This is a genomic window from Vibrio sp. 14G-20 (genome assembly GCF_026241515.1).
Classification (GTDB): domain Bacteria; phylum Pseudomonadota; class Gammaproteobacteria; order Enterobacterales; family Vibrionaceae; genus Vibrio.
Window position 1 is genome coordinate 16,754 of sequence record NZ_JAPHPW010000016.1, and the last position, 13,824, is coordinate 30,577.

General features: G+C 43.3%; 14 protein-coding genes. 8 read left to right on the top strand and 6 right to left on the bottom strand.

The features are described from left to right. Nucleotides 1-53 precede the first annotated feature (53 nt). The 3 genes from OQJ75_RS14850 (at nt 54) to OQJ75_RS14860 (ending at nt 2,740) form a co-directional block, all read left to right on the top strand. On the top strand, nt 54-1,010 hold the full coding sequence (locus OQJ75_RS14850) for a porin (protein WP_265973978.1): 957 nt from the start codon (nt 54-56) through the stop codon (nt 1,008-1,010). Between the two features lie 153 nt (nt 1,011-1,163). Beyond that, complete coding sequence (locus tag OQJ75_RS14855) at nt 1,164-2,060, top strand: DMT family transporter (protein WP_248374933.1); 897 nt, start codon at nt 1,164-1,166, stop codon at nt 2,058-2,060. 62 nt (nt 2,061-2,122) lie between these two features. After that, nucleotides 2,123-2,740 (top strand): glutaredoxin domain-containing protein, encoded by a 618-nt coding sequence (locus tag OQJ75_RS14860; RefSeq protein ID WP_132763959.1) that lies wholly within the window; start codon nt 2,123-2,125, stop codon nt 2,738-2,740. Between the two features lie 152 nt (nt 2,741-2,892). Here OQJ75_RS14860 and OQJ75_RS14865 read toward each other — a convergent pair whose 3' ends face one another. The 3 genes from OQJ75_RS14865 to OQJ75_RS14875 all read right to left on the bottom strand — a co-directional run bounded on the left by OQJ75_RS14865 (nt 2,893) and on the right by OQJ75_RS14875 (nt 4,976). After that, on the bottom strand, nt 2,893-3,027 hold the full coding sequence (locus OQJ75_RS14865) for a hypothetical protein (protein ID WP_260811937.1): 135 nt from the start codon (nt 3,025-3,027) through the stop codon (nt 2,893-2,895). 292 nt (nt 3,028-3,319) lie between these two features. Next, nucleotides 3,320-3,670 (bottom strand): hypothetical protein, encoded by a 351-nt coding sequence (locus tag OQJ75_RS14870; protein WP_017057980.1) that lies wholly within the window; start codon nt 3,668-3,670, stop codon nt 3,320-3,322. Between the two features lie 100 nt (nt 3,671-3,770). Beyond that, nucleotides 3,771-4,976: a multidrug effflux MFS transporter gene (locus OQJ75_RS14875; protein ID WP_265973977.1), complete on the bottom strand. Its 1,206-nt coding sequence runs from the start codon at nt 4,974-4,976 to the stop codon at nt 3,771-3,773. A 108-nt stretch (nt 4,977-5,084) separates the two neighbouring features. Here OQJ75_RS14875 and OQJ75_RS14880 point away from each other — a divergent pair, with 108 nt between their 5' ends. Together OQJ75_RS14880 and OQJ75_RS14885 are read left to right on the top strand one after the other, a co-directional pair. Further along, a complete protein-coding gene (locus OQJ75_RS14880; RefSeq protein ID WP_265973976.1) occupies nt 5,085-5,981 on the top strand; it encodes a LysR family transcriptional regulator in 897 nt (298 codons plus the stop codon). A 142-nt stretch (nt 5,982-6,123) separates the two neighbouring features. Next, on the top strand, nt 6,124-7,968 hold the full coding sequence (locus OQJ75_RS14885) for a putative bifunctional diguanylate cyclase/phosphodiesterase (protein ID WP_265973975.1): 1,845 nt from the start codon (nt 6,124-6,126) through the stop codon (nt 7,966-7,968). Nucleotides 7,969-8,101: 133 nt separating this feature from the next. Here the strand turns inward: OQJ75_RS14885 and OQJ75_RS14890 are convergent, their stop codons facing one another. The 3 genes from OQJ75_RS14890 to OQJ75_RS14900 form a co-directional block, all read right to left on the bottom strand. Then, nucleotides 8,102-9,391, bottom strand: a complete 1,290-nt coding sequence (locus tag OQJ75_RS14890) for a peptidoglycan DD-metalloendopeptidase family protein (RefSeq protein WP_265973974.1) — start codon at nt 9,389-9,391, stop codon at nt 8,102-8,104. A 277-nt stretch (nt 9,392-9,668) separates the two neighbouring features. Beyond that, a complete protein-coding gene (locus OQJ75_RS14895) occupies nt 9,669-9,968 on the bottom strand; it encodes an isoamylase early set domain-containing protein (RefSeq protein ID WP_004731838.1) in 300 nt (99 codons plus the stop codon). Nucleotides 9,969-10,092: 124 nt separating this feature from the next. Then, complete coding sequence (locus tag OQJ75_RS14900; RefSeq protein WP_265973973.1) at nt 10,093-10,746, bottom strand: hypothetical protein; 654 nt, start codon at nt 10,744-10,746, stop codon at nt 10,093-10,095. Nucleotides 10,747-10,778: 32 nt separating this feature from the next. Between OQJ75_RS14900 and OQJ75_RS14905 the strand changes: the two genes are divergently transcribed. The 3 genes from OQJ75_RS14905 to OQJ75_RS14915 all read left to right on the top strand — a co-directional run bounded on the left by OQJ75_RS14905 (nt 10,779) and on the right by OQJ75_RS14915 (nt 13,686). After that, a complete protein-coding gene (locus OQJ75_RS14905; RefSeq protein WP_265973972.1) occupies nt 10,779-11,261 on the top strand; it encodes a GFA family protein in 483 nt (160 codons plus the stop codon). A 151-nt stretch (nt 11,262-11,412) separates the two neighbouring features. After that, a complete protein-coding gene (locus OQJ75_RS14910; protein ID WP_265973971.1) occupies nt 11,413-12,087 on the top strand; it encodes a YoaK family protein in 675 nt (224 codons plus the stop codon). A 228-nt stretch (nt 12,088-12,315) separates the two neighbouring features. After that, on the top strand, nt 12,316-13,686 hold the full coding sequence (locus OQJ75_RS14915; RefSeq protein ID WP_265973970.1) for a YjiH family protein: 1,371 nt from the start codon (nt 12,316-12,318) through the stop codon (nt 13,684-13,686). The last annotated feature ends 138 nt before the right edge of the window (nt 13,687-13,824 follow it).

A 13,824-nucleotide genomic window follows, 5' to 3' on the forward strand; every position in this document is an offset into this window, starting at 1 on the left:
ATCGAAACGGAGAGCGCATTGCTCACGGATTTTAAAATACAAGGTAAGTGATTATGAAAAAGGCAGTTCTAGCTTCTGCAGTGGTAGCAGCACTAGTTTCAGGTTCATCTCTAGCAGCAACAGTTTACAGCTCTGACGGTACTGAGCTTAAGATTGGTGGTCGTGCTGAAGCTCGCTTCAACATCTCTGACAACAATGAAGAAAGTGCATCTGATAGTTCTTTCAAAGACAAATCACGTGCTCGTCTAAATATATCTGGTAAAACTCAAGTTTCAGATGAGCTATACGGCTTTGGTAAATATGAAGCTGAATTTACTGGAGATACAGCTGAAGGTGTAAATGGAGAGAAAACAGACTCTCTTACTAACCGTTATTTCTATGCGGGTCTCGGTACAAACTTCGGTGAGTTCTCTTACGGTAAGCAAGACTCTGCTCAAGTAATGCTGACTGACATTACAGATACAATGGCAACATTTGGTGCAGACGCAGCTGATGCGGTTGATGGTAACAAAGATAAACGCGAAAACAACTTCCTATACTCAGGCGAGTTTGACGCTTTGACAGTTCAAGCGAACTACATTGCTGCAAACGAGAAAGATGCAGATAGTTTTGGCCTCGCTGCTATGTACAACCTAGGCGCTTTTGACCTTGGTGCTGGTTATGTTTCTCAAAAGAATGGTAACTTCGATGACGATCAAATCAACCTTGTAGCTCAGTTCTCGATGGACGCGTTTACTGTTGGTGGCCTATACACAATGGCTTCAGTTGCAGATGACGATTACACAGGCTACGAGCTTTCAGCCATCTTCAAAGCAACTAAACAGCTATCATTAATTGGTGTATACAACTACGGTGAGTTAGATAAAGCCGATGAAGAGAAAGCAAACAACTTTGCTATCGAAGCTGTGTACAAATTCAACGGCCACATCCGTACATATGCAGGCTACAAATTTGAACAGCTAGACGACCTAGATGACCAACTACAAGCTGGTATTCGCTACGACTTCTAATCTAAATCGGCTTTAGATGCAGACTAAAAGGTTGGGCAATCGCTCAACCTTTTTCATATTCAAATATTCTGACTAACTTCATCAATGCTTTTTCTGGTTAAGTGGTGTTAAATCCGTATCATAGGTGAACCACATCAAATAATTAGAAGCATCATGTCACAACACCATCCGATCCAAGGCGCTAGCTGGATGCTAACCGCAGGCCTAGCCTTTGCCGTTATTAACAGCCTAACTCAAATTGCTAGCATTCATTTCGGACTTACTTCTACCACCGTTGCCGTCATTCAATACGCCGTCGCGTTGTTCGCTATTCTTCCTTACCTAAAAACGCTGGGCATTCGCCGTGCGCTAAAAACCGACAACTTAAAGTTGCACGTATTCCGCGTCTTCTTATCGGTGATTGGTATTCAACTTTGGATATGGGCGCTGGCTTACCCTGTTCCTATTTGGCAAGGCATTGCCCTTCTCATGACGTCGCCATTGTTTGCAACCATAGGTTCAGGGTTATTTCTCAAAGAGAAAGTTGGGGCAGCTCGCTGGGGCGCGACTTTAGCAGGCTTCGTGGGTGCGATGGTGATTCTAGAGCCATGGGCTGAAGACTTTAACTGGGCAACACTGTTACCCGTTGGTGCGGCGTTCTTCTGGGCATGCTACTCACTCATGGTGAAAAAACTCTCTTCGCAAGACAGTCCTTCAACCATGGTGGTTTATCTTCTGCTATTAATCACGCCATTTAACATCCTGCTTGCCGCGCCAGATTGGCAGACGCCAAGCGGCGGTACAATTTGGGCTATCTTGATTGTTATCGGTGTTATGACGGCACTCGCTCAATGGGCGATTGTAAAAGCCTACTCGGTCGCTGATGCTTCGTTTGTACAACCATTTGACCACGCGAAATTACCGCTAAATGTTTTAGCAGGTTGGATTGTGTTTAGTTGGGTTCCACCGGGTCGTTTATGGCTAGGTGCTGCTATTATTATTGCGTCAGTTGCATTTATAACGCACTGGGAAACCAAAAAACCGTCGAAAGTGAAGAAAGTTTCAGGTTGATGAAATAAATAGTTCGACTGTCCGTTCTATATGGATAAGAGAATTCAAACGAGGCCGTAACCATGAAGAAACCAGTCAAGATTACACTATACCGTTGGGCAGGCAGCTGGGGTCCATTTAAAGTCAATATCCCATGTGGGGAATGTACCCTTACCAAAGACATTCTGAAGGATACTTTTGAGAATGAACTAGCCGATGTCGATGTCGAACTAGAGGTGAAAGATTGGTTGTCTCACTGGTGGGAGCCGCTAAAACTAGGCTCTTGGCATGCCCCGATCCTTGTTGTTGAAGGCAAAGTAGTAAGCCAAGGCGAAGCACTCAATCGCGGAGTGTTGGTTCAATCGGTGATTAAAGAGTGGACCAAAAGAGACAGCCTAAAAGGCAACATCGTTTATGGTAAGGCGACCTGCCCATTCTGTGTTAAAGCTAAGAAGATGCTTGATGAAGCGGGGGTCGAATATACCTATCACGATGTCGTAAAAGACAGCGCCGCTTTGTATCGCATGATACCAGAGGTAAAAGCGCACATTGGTGAAAAAACACCCGTGACTGTTCCTCAGATCTGGCTTGATGGTAAGTACATCGGTGGCGCCGACAACTTAGAAGCGTGGATGAAAGAGAATGGCTTAGATAGCATCCCTAATAATGTGGTCGACTTATCCAATCAATCTGCTGGCTGAATCCATTAAGAGCTATTAGTCAGAAGTTTAATTAGTGTTTTTTGTGTCCATCCACAACAAAACAGAGCGATATAAGTCATCAATCGCTAAAACGAAAAAGGCCTTAAACTTCAATAAGTTTAAGGCCTTTTAAAATCCGTTTTGGAAAATGCTTACTTAGCCATTTTCTTCATCATTCGCTTAAAGAATGAAACTTTTTTTGGCTTTGAAGTGCCGTACAATGCTTCGTGCATCATGTTTTTTGCTGCCATTTGGCCAAGGTATGCGTGGCCTAGTTCGTAATTCATGCTTATCTCCGCACATCATCTACTTTTCTTGTGTGCGGATTCTACACGTAAAACCCTCAAAAACAAGACATAAGTCACACTTTGGTGTAATTCTGATAATTTGATTGTAATTAACCTACTTCTGGCTCTGCGAAAATCAGAATGATATATGTATATCAATAAGTTAACCTCAAGTTTGATTTAACCTTCATACTTCATTCCTAATAACAATCCAAGACATTGACATTGGTTTAGACACTTATAAAAAAAGCAGCTCAAGAGAGCTGCTTTCTAAAATACTTTACTGAGAAACCTAGCTGCGCTTTGGCTGTCTGTAAGTTTTACCGGCAATTTGGTATGTGTCTTTTTGCTTTAATTCAAACATCGTTTCAAAGAACCAAGCTGCAAATTTGATTAAGTCATCGCCTTCATTCATGACATGCTCGATGTACTCTTGCTCTTCGCCTTGTTCATTTTCTTGAAGCGTCACATGGTAAATACGCTTTTCGCCTTCCACTTCAGCTAGTGCGAATTGACCAGTCAGTGATGCAGCAGCCTCAGCGACTTCTGTATCCTCATTGGATTTCAATAGCTCAAGCGCTTGAGGTAAGCCATCTAGTGCGCAGATAGCTTTTACCAGTACTTCAAATTCATTTTGCTGCATTTTGTTTTTACCTATTCAATGGACCGAAGCATTGTAGAAAACCATCAGCACAAATACAACGTATTAACGATAGTGTGTTAGACGATAGTGCATTTGGCATTTAGCTATATTCCACTTCAACAGTATCGCCTTTCTTGTTCATTTTGGTTGAAGACCAAAGCACTCCCCCCATAGCTGCGCCAATAATGAGATAGAACACGCCTAATTGTAGATGAGTCGTGACCCAACTCTCTACTAGATACCCACCCAATAAACCCGCTAAACACATCTGAATTGAACCCGACAACGCAGATACTGCACCCGCTTGTTTCTTATGAGGTTCTAATAACATGCTGATTGATAGTGGGAACGAGATGCCTTGTGCTATCGCCAACCAAGTAAATGCCAAAACTAAGTTAAAGATGGATAACTCATGAGTAAGCAGCCAACTTCCCGATACCAAAATAATTAAGATAGCTAGGCTCATCAGTTGAGGCGTACTAAACCGACGATTGAGCAAGTTTAAAGCGACGCTACCTATCAGTAAACCTGCCGAAGGGACAATCATCAATGAGCCATATTCAGCGGCGGTCAACCCCAATTGCTCTTGCATTAAGAATGGAAACAACGACAACGAAACCAAACTCGCCATATAGCTCATCCAGTTATAACTGGCACTGGTCAACACTTGGCGATTGGTCAACAAGCGCCCGTAGTTCTTCACCACCTGGCAGGCATCAAAGCGGCTCTTTCCGTATGGCAAAGTTTCATGAAGAACAAAGTAACCCAGCGTAAATATTGCTAATAAGTACAATAAAACGAACAGGAACACCGCCTGCCAACCAAGGTGAAATGAAATCCAACCACCGAATACCGGCGCAATGATAGGCATGATCGAAGCGGTGATCGAGATATAAGACAACGCTTTAGTAAGCTGCGAACCATCATAGCTGTCACGAAGCACACTTCGCCCAAGAACCGAGGCACTACCCGCTCCTAAACCTTGCAGCAAGCGACCAACTTCTAGCGCTGTCATATTGTCAGAAAACACAACACAAACGACTGTACCAATCAAATAAACACCCTGACCTAACAAGAAAATAGGTCTTCTTCCCACCGCATCGGACATCGGTCCGTAAAATAGCTGAGACAAACCAAAACCCACCAGAAACAGCGTGACGAGCAGCTGTACATCTACTTGAGTAGCACCTAAGTCAGAAGCAATTAACGGCAATGCTGGCAAATAGATGCTCACACCTACTTGTCCCGTAGCAATAATCATCATAGCTAAGAGTAACGGCGTTTTTTTAAAGGTCGATTGGCTCAAAAAATTCCCTATTCGTTTGATATTTGTTCATTAGATGAGTTTACATTCAAAACCAATAATTGATAATTAGCTAAATTGGAATTTTATTAAGTCCTAACAGGAAATAATATGGATTGGATTCTTAACGTAAAAAGCTACGTCAGAGTAGTCGAAGAAGGTAGCTTCAATGGTGCTGCTCGAAAACTTAACACCACCAGCTCAGCGATCAGTAAAAGAGTGAACTGGTTAGAAGAGCGCATCGGCACTCAACTATTAAAGCGCACCACGCGCTCAATTAGCCAAACCGAAGCCGGCGCGCTCTTTTACCTGCGAGCCAAAGATCAGCTTGATAATTGGCAGTCCATTATTGATGAGACTCGCTCGGTAAACCAAACCCCAGCAGGCCTGTTAAAGATAGGTGCAACGATTGCGGTTGGCTCTAAGTTTCTCGTGCAATACATGGACGACTTCTTAGAAAAATACCCGGACATTAAGGTACAGCTGATCACGACCACGCCAGGGCAATTACCTGAACTTAGCTTAGATCTGGTGATCAGTCGTGAACTGGAGCAACTCAACTCTTTAAGCTTCAAGAAAACACCACTGTTTGAGCACAAAGCCAGCTTCTATGCGGCGCCAAGCTATTTGGCTAAACATGGTTACCCCACCAACGAGCAAGACTTAGAACAGCACAACTCTTTGATTTGGGGGGAACGTCCTATCCGTGAAGTTACACTCACCAAAGGGCAACGCATCACTCTCAATGGTAACTTTGCTACCACCAATCCAGAGGCTTTATTTCATGCTGCGAAGCGAGGAATGGGCATACTGTTAACCATCAAAGCGATGATCAAAGAGGATCTAAAACAAGGGACATTAGTTCCAGTATTGCCAAATATTACTGCCGACGAAGTGATGGTTTACGCGTACTACCCTAAGCTTGATTACTCACACACGCGAACCAAGCTTTTTTTGGACCATCTGAAAGATAGGCTAAACAAAGAGCGTAGCACGCAAGCTCTGTGAAATAAGTCACATTTTAATTTGAAAAGTTATACAACACGGCCAATAATAAACTTGACGCATATAGATTATACAAGTTCGCACATATACAAGATAATACGTATACAGCTTACACAGTGAATCTGGTTAACTAGGGATGGTGACTATGACTCAACATACGCACAACAACATGATCGACACAGAGCGCATTGGCCGTTTACTTAAGTTGGAAGGTATCGACCTTTTAGAGTCAGCCGTGCTTACTTTACATCAGGCCTTTGATACTCAATACACTAGCATCATTGAGAAGAAGCACTTCCCTGACCAAATCGTTCCTTTGGTGATCGCCCATTCTGGCCATGTCTTGCATGACAAAATCAATGCACGTCATGGTCAAATCTACCAACAAGCGGTCAATCAAAGACACCCAGATTGCTCTTTCGCTCAATACGTCGTCCAGTCATTACCGACATCGGCATTTAGGCAGGAAATCACATCACAAAATTCCATCGCGATCCCGACTCGAACTCAAAGTGGTGAAGTGATGGGCGTGCTGTTTTCAACGTTTACCTCGCCTCTTAGTCCAGATCAGCAACAAGACGTGATAAAGCACCACCAATTGTTTTCCGACATCATCATCCATACGTTGAGAGAGATGTGGTTCAACGATCGTTCTGAACAACTGGTAAATCAACTAAGTTATGAGGTATCACACGACAGTTTGACTGGACTGCTAAACCGAAGCTGTTTATCAGATACCTTGGAGTCTATCACTCAACAAAGTGTCACTCCGTTTACATTAGCCTTGCTTGATATCAATAGCTTCAAAGCCATTAATGACATGTACGGCAATTATACTGGCGATAAAGTTCTTCAATTTGTCGCTGAAACGTTGCGGAGAACCTTACCCGAGAGCAACCTGACTTTTCGTACAGCTGGCAATGAATTCGCCTTCATTACTTACCACTCAGACCCAATAACAGTGTGCGAACAGATACTGGCCAAAATTAGACAAGGTTATAGCAGCGTTGATATTAAGATAGATTTAGACCTCAGTATTGGAATTGCCAGTTCGGATGGAGACAACAAAGACGTAGAACAGATCATATTCAACAGTAGCTTGGCACTTAAAGAGTGTAAACACAGCCAAGATACCCATATTCAATGTTATGACACCCACTTGAGGTCTCGCTACCAAAGAAAAACCGAGCTAATTGCCGCACTGCGAAATGAACTCGAAAACCCGATTTCACAAAGCTATACCCCCGACAGCAATGGAATGTACGTAGTTGTACAACCCATTGTCAGTCAAGGCGACACACCGTGGGAATACTTCGAGGTGCTGACTCGCTGGAAGACCGTCAGACACGGTGACATATCGCCAATGGAGTTCATTCAAGTGGCTGAAGAGTCCGGGCTGATTGTCGAGCTAGGTGAGCGTATTATTGAGTTAGTATGCCGCGCTAAAACCATCTTAGAACAAGGCTTAGGTTACAAGGTTAAGCTTGGGATAAACTGCTCTGCTCATGAGCTTACCGATTCTAAGCGCTATATATCTTATCTCACTAGAACCATTGAAGAACATCACTTTAAAGCTGATGAGTTTGTTATTGAGTTAACCGAAACGGTGTTGTTGTCTCCAACTCAAGAGACAAAATCGGCACTAAACTTTTTGAGAGGGCAAGGCTTCACTATTGCATTAGACGATTTCGGTACTGGTTACTCTAGTTTGAACTATATTCACAGCTACCCCATCGACTGCATTAAAATTGATGCCACCTTTATCCGTAATTTGTTGACTAATTCAACATCAGAAAGCGTTGTTTGGCTAATTATTCAGCTTGCTCATAGGCTCGATGTGTCATTGGTTGCGGAAGGCGTAGAGAAGCGTGAACAGCTAGAAAAGCTGCACGCAATGGGGTGTGACAAGATACAAGGATACCTCTACTCACCACCAATGCGACCTGAGGCTATCGTCAGCTATGTTACACATTCGGAGCCCTTGGCTTAGACCGCTATCTTTGTTTTAACCTAGGATCAAAAAAACCGCGAGAACATGACTCTACTCGGAGTGATGCTCTCGCGGTTTTAATTAGCTACTTGATGAGTAACAGCCTTATTCAGGGTTATCTCAAAGAATCTAACTAGCTGTTATTAGATTGGGCTAAAGCGACCTTTAACAACTTATCAGCTTCATCTCTTGCTGCTACAAATGTCGCTTTTTCCTTTTTAGGCACAGAATCTGCCATTGGGATATTTGCTGTCATTGCATTGACAGGACGACCACGTTCAATCAGTTCGTAGTGCAAATGTGCTCCTGTCACTCGGCCAGTTTTACCTGACAAACCAATACGCTGACCACGAGATACCGTTTGTCCTTTACGAACCAGAATCTTACTCAAATGTAGGTAACGTGTTTTGTACGTGCTGCCGTGCTGAATGACCACGTAGTTACCCGCGTATGGGTGCTTACGCGTCATAATCACTTTACCATCACCCGTTGCTTGAACCGGCGTACCAACTGGCGTCGCGAAGTCTGTACCGTTATGCGGTGAGACTCGGCCTGTCACGGGGTGTAAGCGCTTAGGATTAAACTGAGAACTCTGACGCCAACTACTGCTCACTGGGTAGCGTTGGAAAGCACGTTGTAAGCTATCGCCATTAGCATCGTAATATTGTCCGTCAGTGTGTAAGTACGCTGACACAACGCGGTTACGATTCATGATTTTAATCGCTTCAATTTCACGTTTTCCGGTTGCAGCACCATCAACATATTGCACTTTTTGAAGTACTTCAAACTGATCGCCAGCACGTAGGTCTCGGCTAAAGTTCAGCTTGTCTTTAAGCAGAGTCACAATATGGTCAATCTCAAGACTGCTCAGGCCAACCTTGTTCGCCGACATCGAGAAACTGCCTTGAATATCACCCACGAGAGGCTTTTGTTTCCATTCACCAGGAATAGAGATGTCTTCAAATTCGTAGCTGTCGTCATCAAGCAGTCGGTAAACCACTTTGTCCGCGACGCTAAATTGAAGTTCCATTTTAGAAAGGTCGCCGGTCGCTTCATCACGCCAAAAGCGTAATGTATTACCCGGACGAAGCGTATCTAGAGCAAGGAAGTTCAAATCGGTTTCCATCACGCTCATCATCGATTTATAAGAAAATCCAAGTTGCGTGAAGATGCTACTCAAGTTATCGCCCGTTTGAATTTGATACTCAAATGTCGGCGGCTCAATAACGGTAACAGAAGATGGTGACAGAATGGACTCAATAACGGTTGAGTCTGGTAGATCAAGCTCGATCGTTTTCGTCAGATTTGATTGCGAAGATTGCAGAGCAACTCCAATCGCTGCAATAAGTGGCAGTCCTAAAATAGCTACTTTTTTTACAGGTGAAAGCTCGGCAAACGGAGAGGAAAATATTTTTGAATACACGGTAAACAGGTCTTTCTACGATATAAAGGCATAGGATATGCTTTTCAAACGCATAAATCATCAATGCATTGTCATAATATGATGTGAATCAGCCCAACTTAACCTAAGTCATTGAGTTGTCGTAGGTGAAGGGCCATTAAACAAGAAATAAAATTAACCGCTAAATTTGAAAATAAAAAAGCAGAAACGGCTAGTTTCTGCTTTCTATTGGTTGACGTTATTCCGTTTCGAATAATTAATAAACGAAGCGAATTAGTCGCTGGTTTTAAGAAAAAGACTATGCGTTGACCGTCGACACTAAGCAGTTGTCTTCACCAAACTCATTTGGGATGTAACGGTCAGCATTCGCATCGTTCACCCATTGTTGGTCATTAACTAGGTAGCGGAATTGAAACTCGCCATCTTTCGGCAGACGAGTTTTAAACTTGTAAACCTTCCCTTTGGCCAGTTTTTTCATTGGGGTGGCTTTCCAATCAAGAAAGTCAGCAACGATGGATACAGAGTTCGCTTCCTGAGCTTCTAGCTCGAAAGTCACTTCAACTTCATCTTTCGTCTTAAAAAAACGTTTATTAATCATTCGCAAGCTCCATTTGTAAAAATAAGCAGACACAAAGCTAAGTGTGTCTAAATTTCATTCATCTAACTAAGATAATATGTAATTTGGCTCACATAAACAACAGATCCTTGCATTCACGAAAACGTTATTGCTTACCAATTGATTGCGTATCAAAAGAAAAACTCATTAACACCTTTTCAGAAGGGGGTTCTGCAAATGATTGTTCCGCAGAATGCTGAGTAAAGCCGATAAAACCTCCCCCAGTGAGTTTACTCTGTGATTGCGAATCTGGCTGTTGAACGACATCTAAAGTTTGAATTTGTATGCGGTCACCCAGTAAAAGCTGGTCGACTAACACGATACGGCTTCGTTGTTGATCGTGTTTAAACAGACCAAGGTAATAGAAAACACCACTGCCTTGATTCGACACCCATATAGGAGAAACAAAGAAGTTCGCCTGCCCTAGCGTAACACCTGAAAGATTTTTAGTATCTACTGTCACCACGCCACGTTCTGCTCCAGAATCGTAACGACCAAAAGCAATTGATCTTGTTGTGTCCAATTCTTTAATAAAAGCAAATGCATTGGTTTCAGGCACTTTAATTGTCCATGGGTTGGTCGTCTTCAAATCAAAAACGGTTTCTACGACTGGGTCATAACTCACTTGAGCAGAAGGAAACTTCGCCAAGATCTCTTCATCACTTAAGCTAAAGCGATAAATACCCGCTACTATCACCACAACCAGCATGACAATTGGAATAAGTAGAATCAGAGGAATAGGTAAAATTTTCTTTTTCATGGGCAATTGTATTCTTTTGTTTTCATCCAGTTGTGCAGACCATAAAGGGCTTTAGTATAATTATCAATACAGGGTTAGCCAGAAGTGGAGCATGGATGGATATCAATCATATTAAAGACAGAAATATCAGAAGTTGCGAATGCCGCTGTGGAGCCGTCAACCTAGTATGTCGCGGTGAGCCTCAACGTACCTCTGTGTGTCATTGCTATGAGTGTCAAAAACGCACAGGAAGCGTGTTCGGCGTTCAAGCTCGGTTCCCAATTGAACAAGTCACACTCAGCGGAGAGGTCACCTCTTTTTCACGCATCAGCGATACAGGCAATGAAGTCACCTATCAGTTTTGTCCTCAATGTGGCACCACTATGCTTTTACAATCTGTTGCCGCCGCCGATTTTTATATCGTCCCTCTCGGGCTGTTTAAAGAACAAGATTTTCCATTGCCAAGTTTTTCCGTTTACGAAGAGCGCAAACATGGTTGGGTCAAATTTGACCATCAAATGAGTCACTATAATTAGTGGCTACTTCCCTCTAGTATTGCGATAACACCTGTAAAGAAACAAACTGCAATACTGTTGCCCAAGATCAAATATGAAAGCCCCGCAACGCTAGCGTATCTTTTCGCTAGCGTTATAATCTGCTCCTCTTTTTCAACCCAAGGTGAACAACATGATTTCTAAGCTACCACGCTGGGTTGAATACGGCGCACTACTGCTAGCAGGCCTTGCTGGCAGCGTAAATGCTATTGGTTTACTTGGTTTCCAACATCAAGCCATCTCACACATCTCTGGCACCATGTCTTTACTCGGCAGCAGCCTACTCACCCCAACTTCGGCTTCCGTGCACCTTTTATTGGTGATCATGAGCTTTATGTTAGGCGCAGCCTTCAGTGGATTCTTTATTGATAACCAAGCACTGAAGCTCGGGCGCCGCTACGGTGTCGCGCTATGTATTGAAGGTGGGTTGTTGTTCTTGGCGCTTTGGGCACTATTACAAGGTTACATGTCCGGCCAATACTTCGCTTCAGCCGCATGTGGGTTGCAGAACGCGATGATCACGACTTATAGCGGCGCGATCATTCGTACCACTCACATGAGCGGGATCATCACGGATCTTGGGATCATGATTGGTGCTCGCCTCAAAGGCATGCCCTTTGACCGCCGCAAAGCCAAACTGCTGATGTTCATCGTTGTCGGTTTTCTATTTGGAGGCTTAACGGGCGCTTGCTTGTTCCAACGCTTCGAAATATTAGCTCTGGCGTTCCCTGCCTCTTTCGCCTTCATCATTGCGTTTAGCTATTGGCTATACTTGACCTATCGAACTGAAACTCCAGTAAATTTATAAATGCCTGGCAATATATCCTCAAACTACGTAACATCTGCAACACTTTATTCTAAACTCTTAAGGAGTTGCAGAATAACCAGTGTGAATACTTAGCGATATTTGATGAATAGTATTGCAAGCGATATTAATACTGGGTAATCTTGCACCCAATGAGAAAATACGGACGTTTAGTGAATAAAAATGCCAAGGATGTGGCTTTTTTACGTGTAGAAATTCGAGAACAATAACATGTCTAACAACACGAATACTGCTCAAACAGAGAAATCTAAAGGCAGTTTCTGGGTTTTCTTAATCCCATCATTGATTGGTTTATTCCTTTTCATGGCACCAATCAGCTACCAAGGCGATCTCACCATCCCTGTAGCGATCTTAGCCAAGTCAATTCAAGCGGTTTTCGGTGAGTACCTAGTCTCTATCATCACTGCGATCGTCGCTTTCATGTCTGTAGCTTCCGTTTTAAGCACCATTTTCAAGCCTACATTCATTACATCGAATTCATTTTTAAACGGCCTTTTCAACCCATCGCCACTGTGGTTGTTGGTTCGTTTGATTGGTGGTGCTGCGGCATTTATGGCGTTCTTCCAAGTAGGTCCAGAGTTTATTTGGGAAGAAAACACCGGTGGTTTAGTGTTAGAAGGCCTGCTTCCTACACTGTTCTCAGTATTTATCTTTGCGGGTTTGCTACTGCCTCTTCTACTTAACTTCGGTTTACTAGAGTTGTTTGGCACCCTGTTAAGTAAAATCATGCGCCCAATCTTCAACCTACCAGGTCGTAGTGCTATCGACTGTATGGCTTCTTGGTTAGGTGATGGCAGCGTTGGTATCCTTCTTACCAGCAAGCAGTACGAGAAGAAGTTCTACACTCAGCGTGAAGCTGCTGTTGTTGGTACGACTTTCTCGGCAGTATCGATTACGTTCAGCCTGGTGGTCATTGCACAAGTAGAGTTAGAGCACTTGTTCCTACCTTTCTACGCAGCAATCTGTCTAGCGGGTATTGTGGCAGCGGTAATCATCCCTCGCCTTCCACCACTAAGCATGAAGAAAGACACCTTCATTGATGGTAGCAAGCCGCACAAAGACGCTGACGCGATTCCTGCAGGTCACTCAACATTCTCTTGGGGTCTTGAGCTAGCATTAAACAAAGCATCACAAGTAAAGTCTGCTAAGTCTGTGTTTGGCGAAGGCGTTCGTAACGCTGTTGATATGGTATTTGGTGTACTGCCAGTGGTTATGGGTCTTGGTACGATGGCACTGGTTATTGCGGAATACACATCTGTATTCTCATTCCTAGGCCAGCCTTTCATTCCATTCCTAGAGCTACTTGGTGTTCCTGAAGCGGTTGCAGCGTCTGAAACGATTGTTGTTGGTTTTGCGGATATGTTTATCCCAGCAATCCTTGCTGCTTCTATCGACAACGAGATGACTCGCTTTGTTATTGCAGCAATGTCGGTAACTCAGCTGATCTACATGTCTGAGGTTGGCGCTCTGCTTCTAGGCAGTAAGATTCCAGTGAACATCTTGGAACTGTTTATTATCTTTATTCTGCGTACTCTAATTACGCTTCCAGTTATCGCTGGTGTAGCTCACCTAATATTCTAAATTAGATTATACTTATATAAAAAATAAAGAACCCATTTATAAAGCCTCACTTTTGTGAGGCTTTTTATTTCCGCTTAACATATTCACCTTCCCGTTCAAAACTCAATCAATATATAAAATAGGCAGTTCATTTAATTT

Coding starts and splice junctions, on each gene's coding strand:
- OQJ75_RS14850 (WP_265973978.1), top strand. CDS start 54: ATGAAAAAGGCAGTTCTAGCTTCTGCAGTGGTAGCAGCACTAGTTTCA.
- OQJ75_RS14855 (WP_248374933.1), top strand. CDS start 1,164: ATGTCACAACACCATCCGATCCAAGGCGCTAGCTGGATGCTAACCGCA.
- OQJ75_RS14860 (WP_132763959.1), top strand. CDS start 2,123: ATGAAGAAACCAGTCAAGATTACACTATACCGTTGGGCAGGCAGCTGG.
- OQJ75_RS14865 (WP_260811937.1), bottom strand. CDS start 3,027: ATGAATTACGAACTAGGCCACGCATACCTTGGCCAAATGGCAGCAAAA.
- OQJ75_RS14870 (WP_017057980.1), bottom strand. CDS start 3,670: ATGCAGCAAAATGAATTTGAAGTACTGGTAAAAGCTATCTGCGCACTA.
- OQJ75_RS14880 (WP_265973976.1), top strand. CDS start 5,085: ATGGATTGGATTCTTAACGTAAAAAGCTACGTCAGAGTAGTCGAAGAA.
- OQJ75_RS14885 (WP_265973975.1), top strand. CDS start 6,124: ATGACTCAACATACGCACAACAACATGATCGACACAGAGCGCATTGGC.
- OQJ75_RS14895 (WP_004731838.1), bottom strand. CDS start 9,968: ATGATTAATAAACGTTTTTTTAAGACGAAAGATGAAGTTGAAGTGACT.
- OQJ75_RS14900 (WP_265973973.1), bottom strand. CDS start 10,746: ATGAAAAAGAAAATTTTACCTATTCCTCTGATTCTACTTATTCCAATT.
- OQJ75_RS14910 (WP_265973971.1), top strand. CDS start 11,413: ATGATTTCTAAGCTACCACGCTGGGTTGAATACGGCGCACTACTGCTA.
- OQJ75_RS14915 (WP_265973970.1), top strand. CDS start 12,316: ATGTCTAACAACACGAATACTGCTCAAACAGAGAAATCTAAAGGCAGT.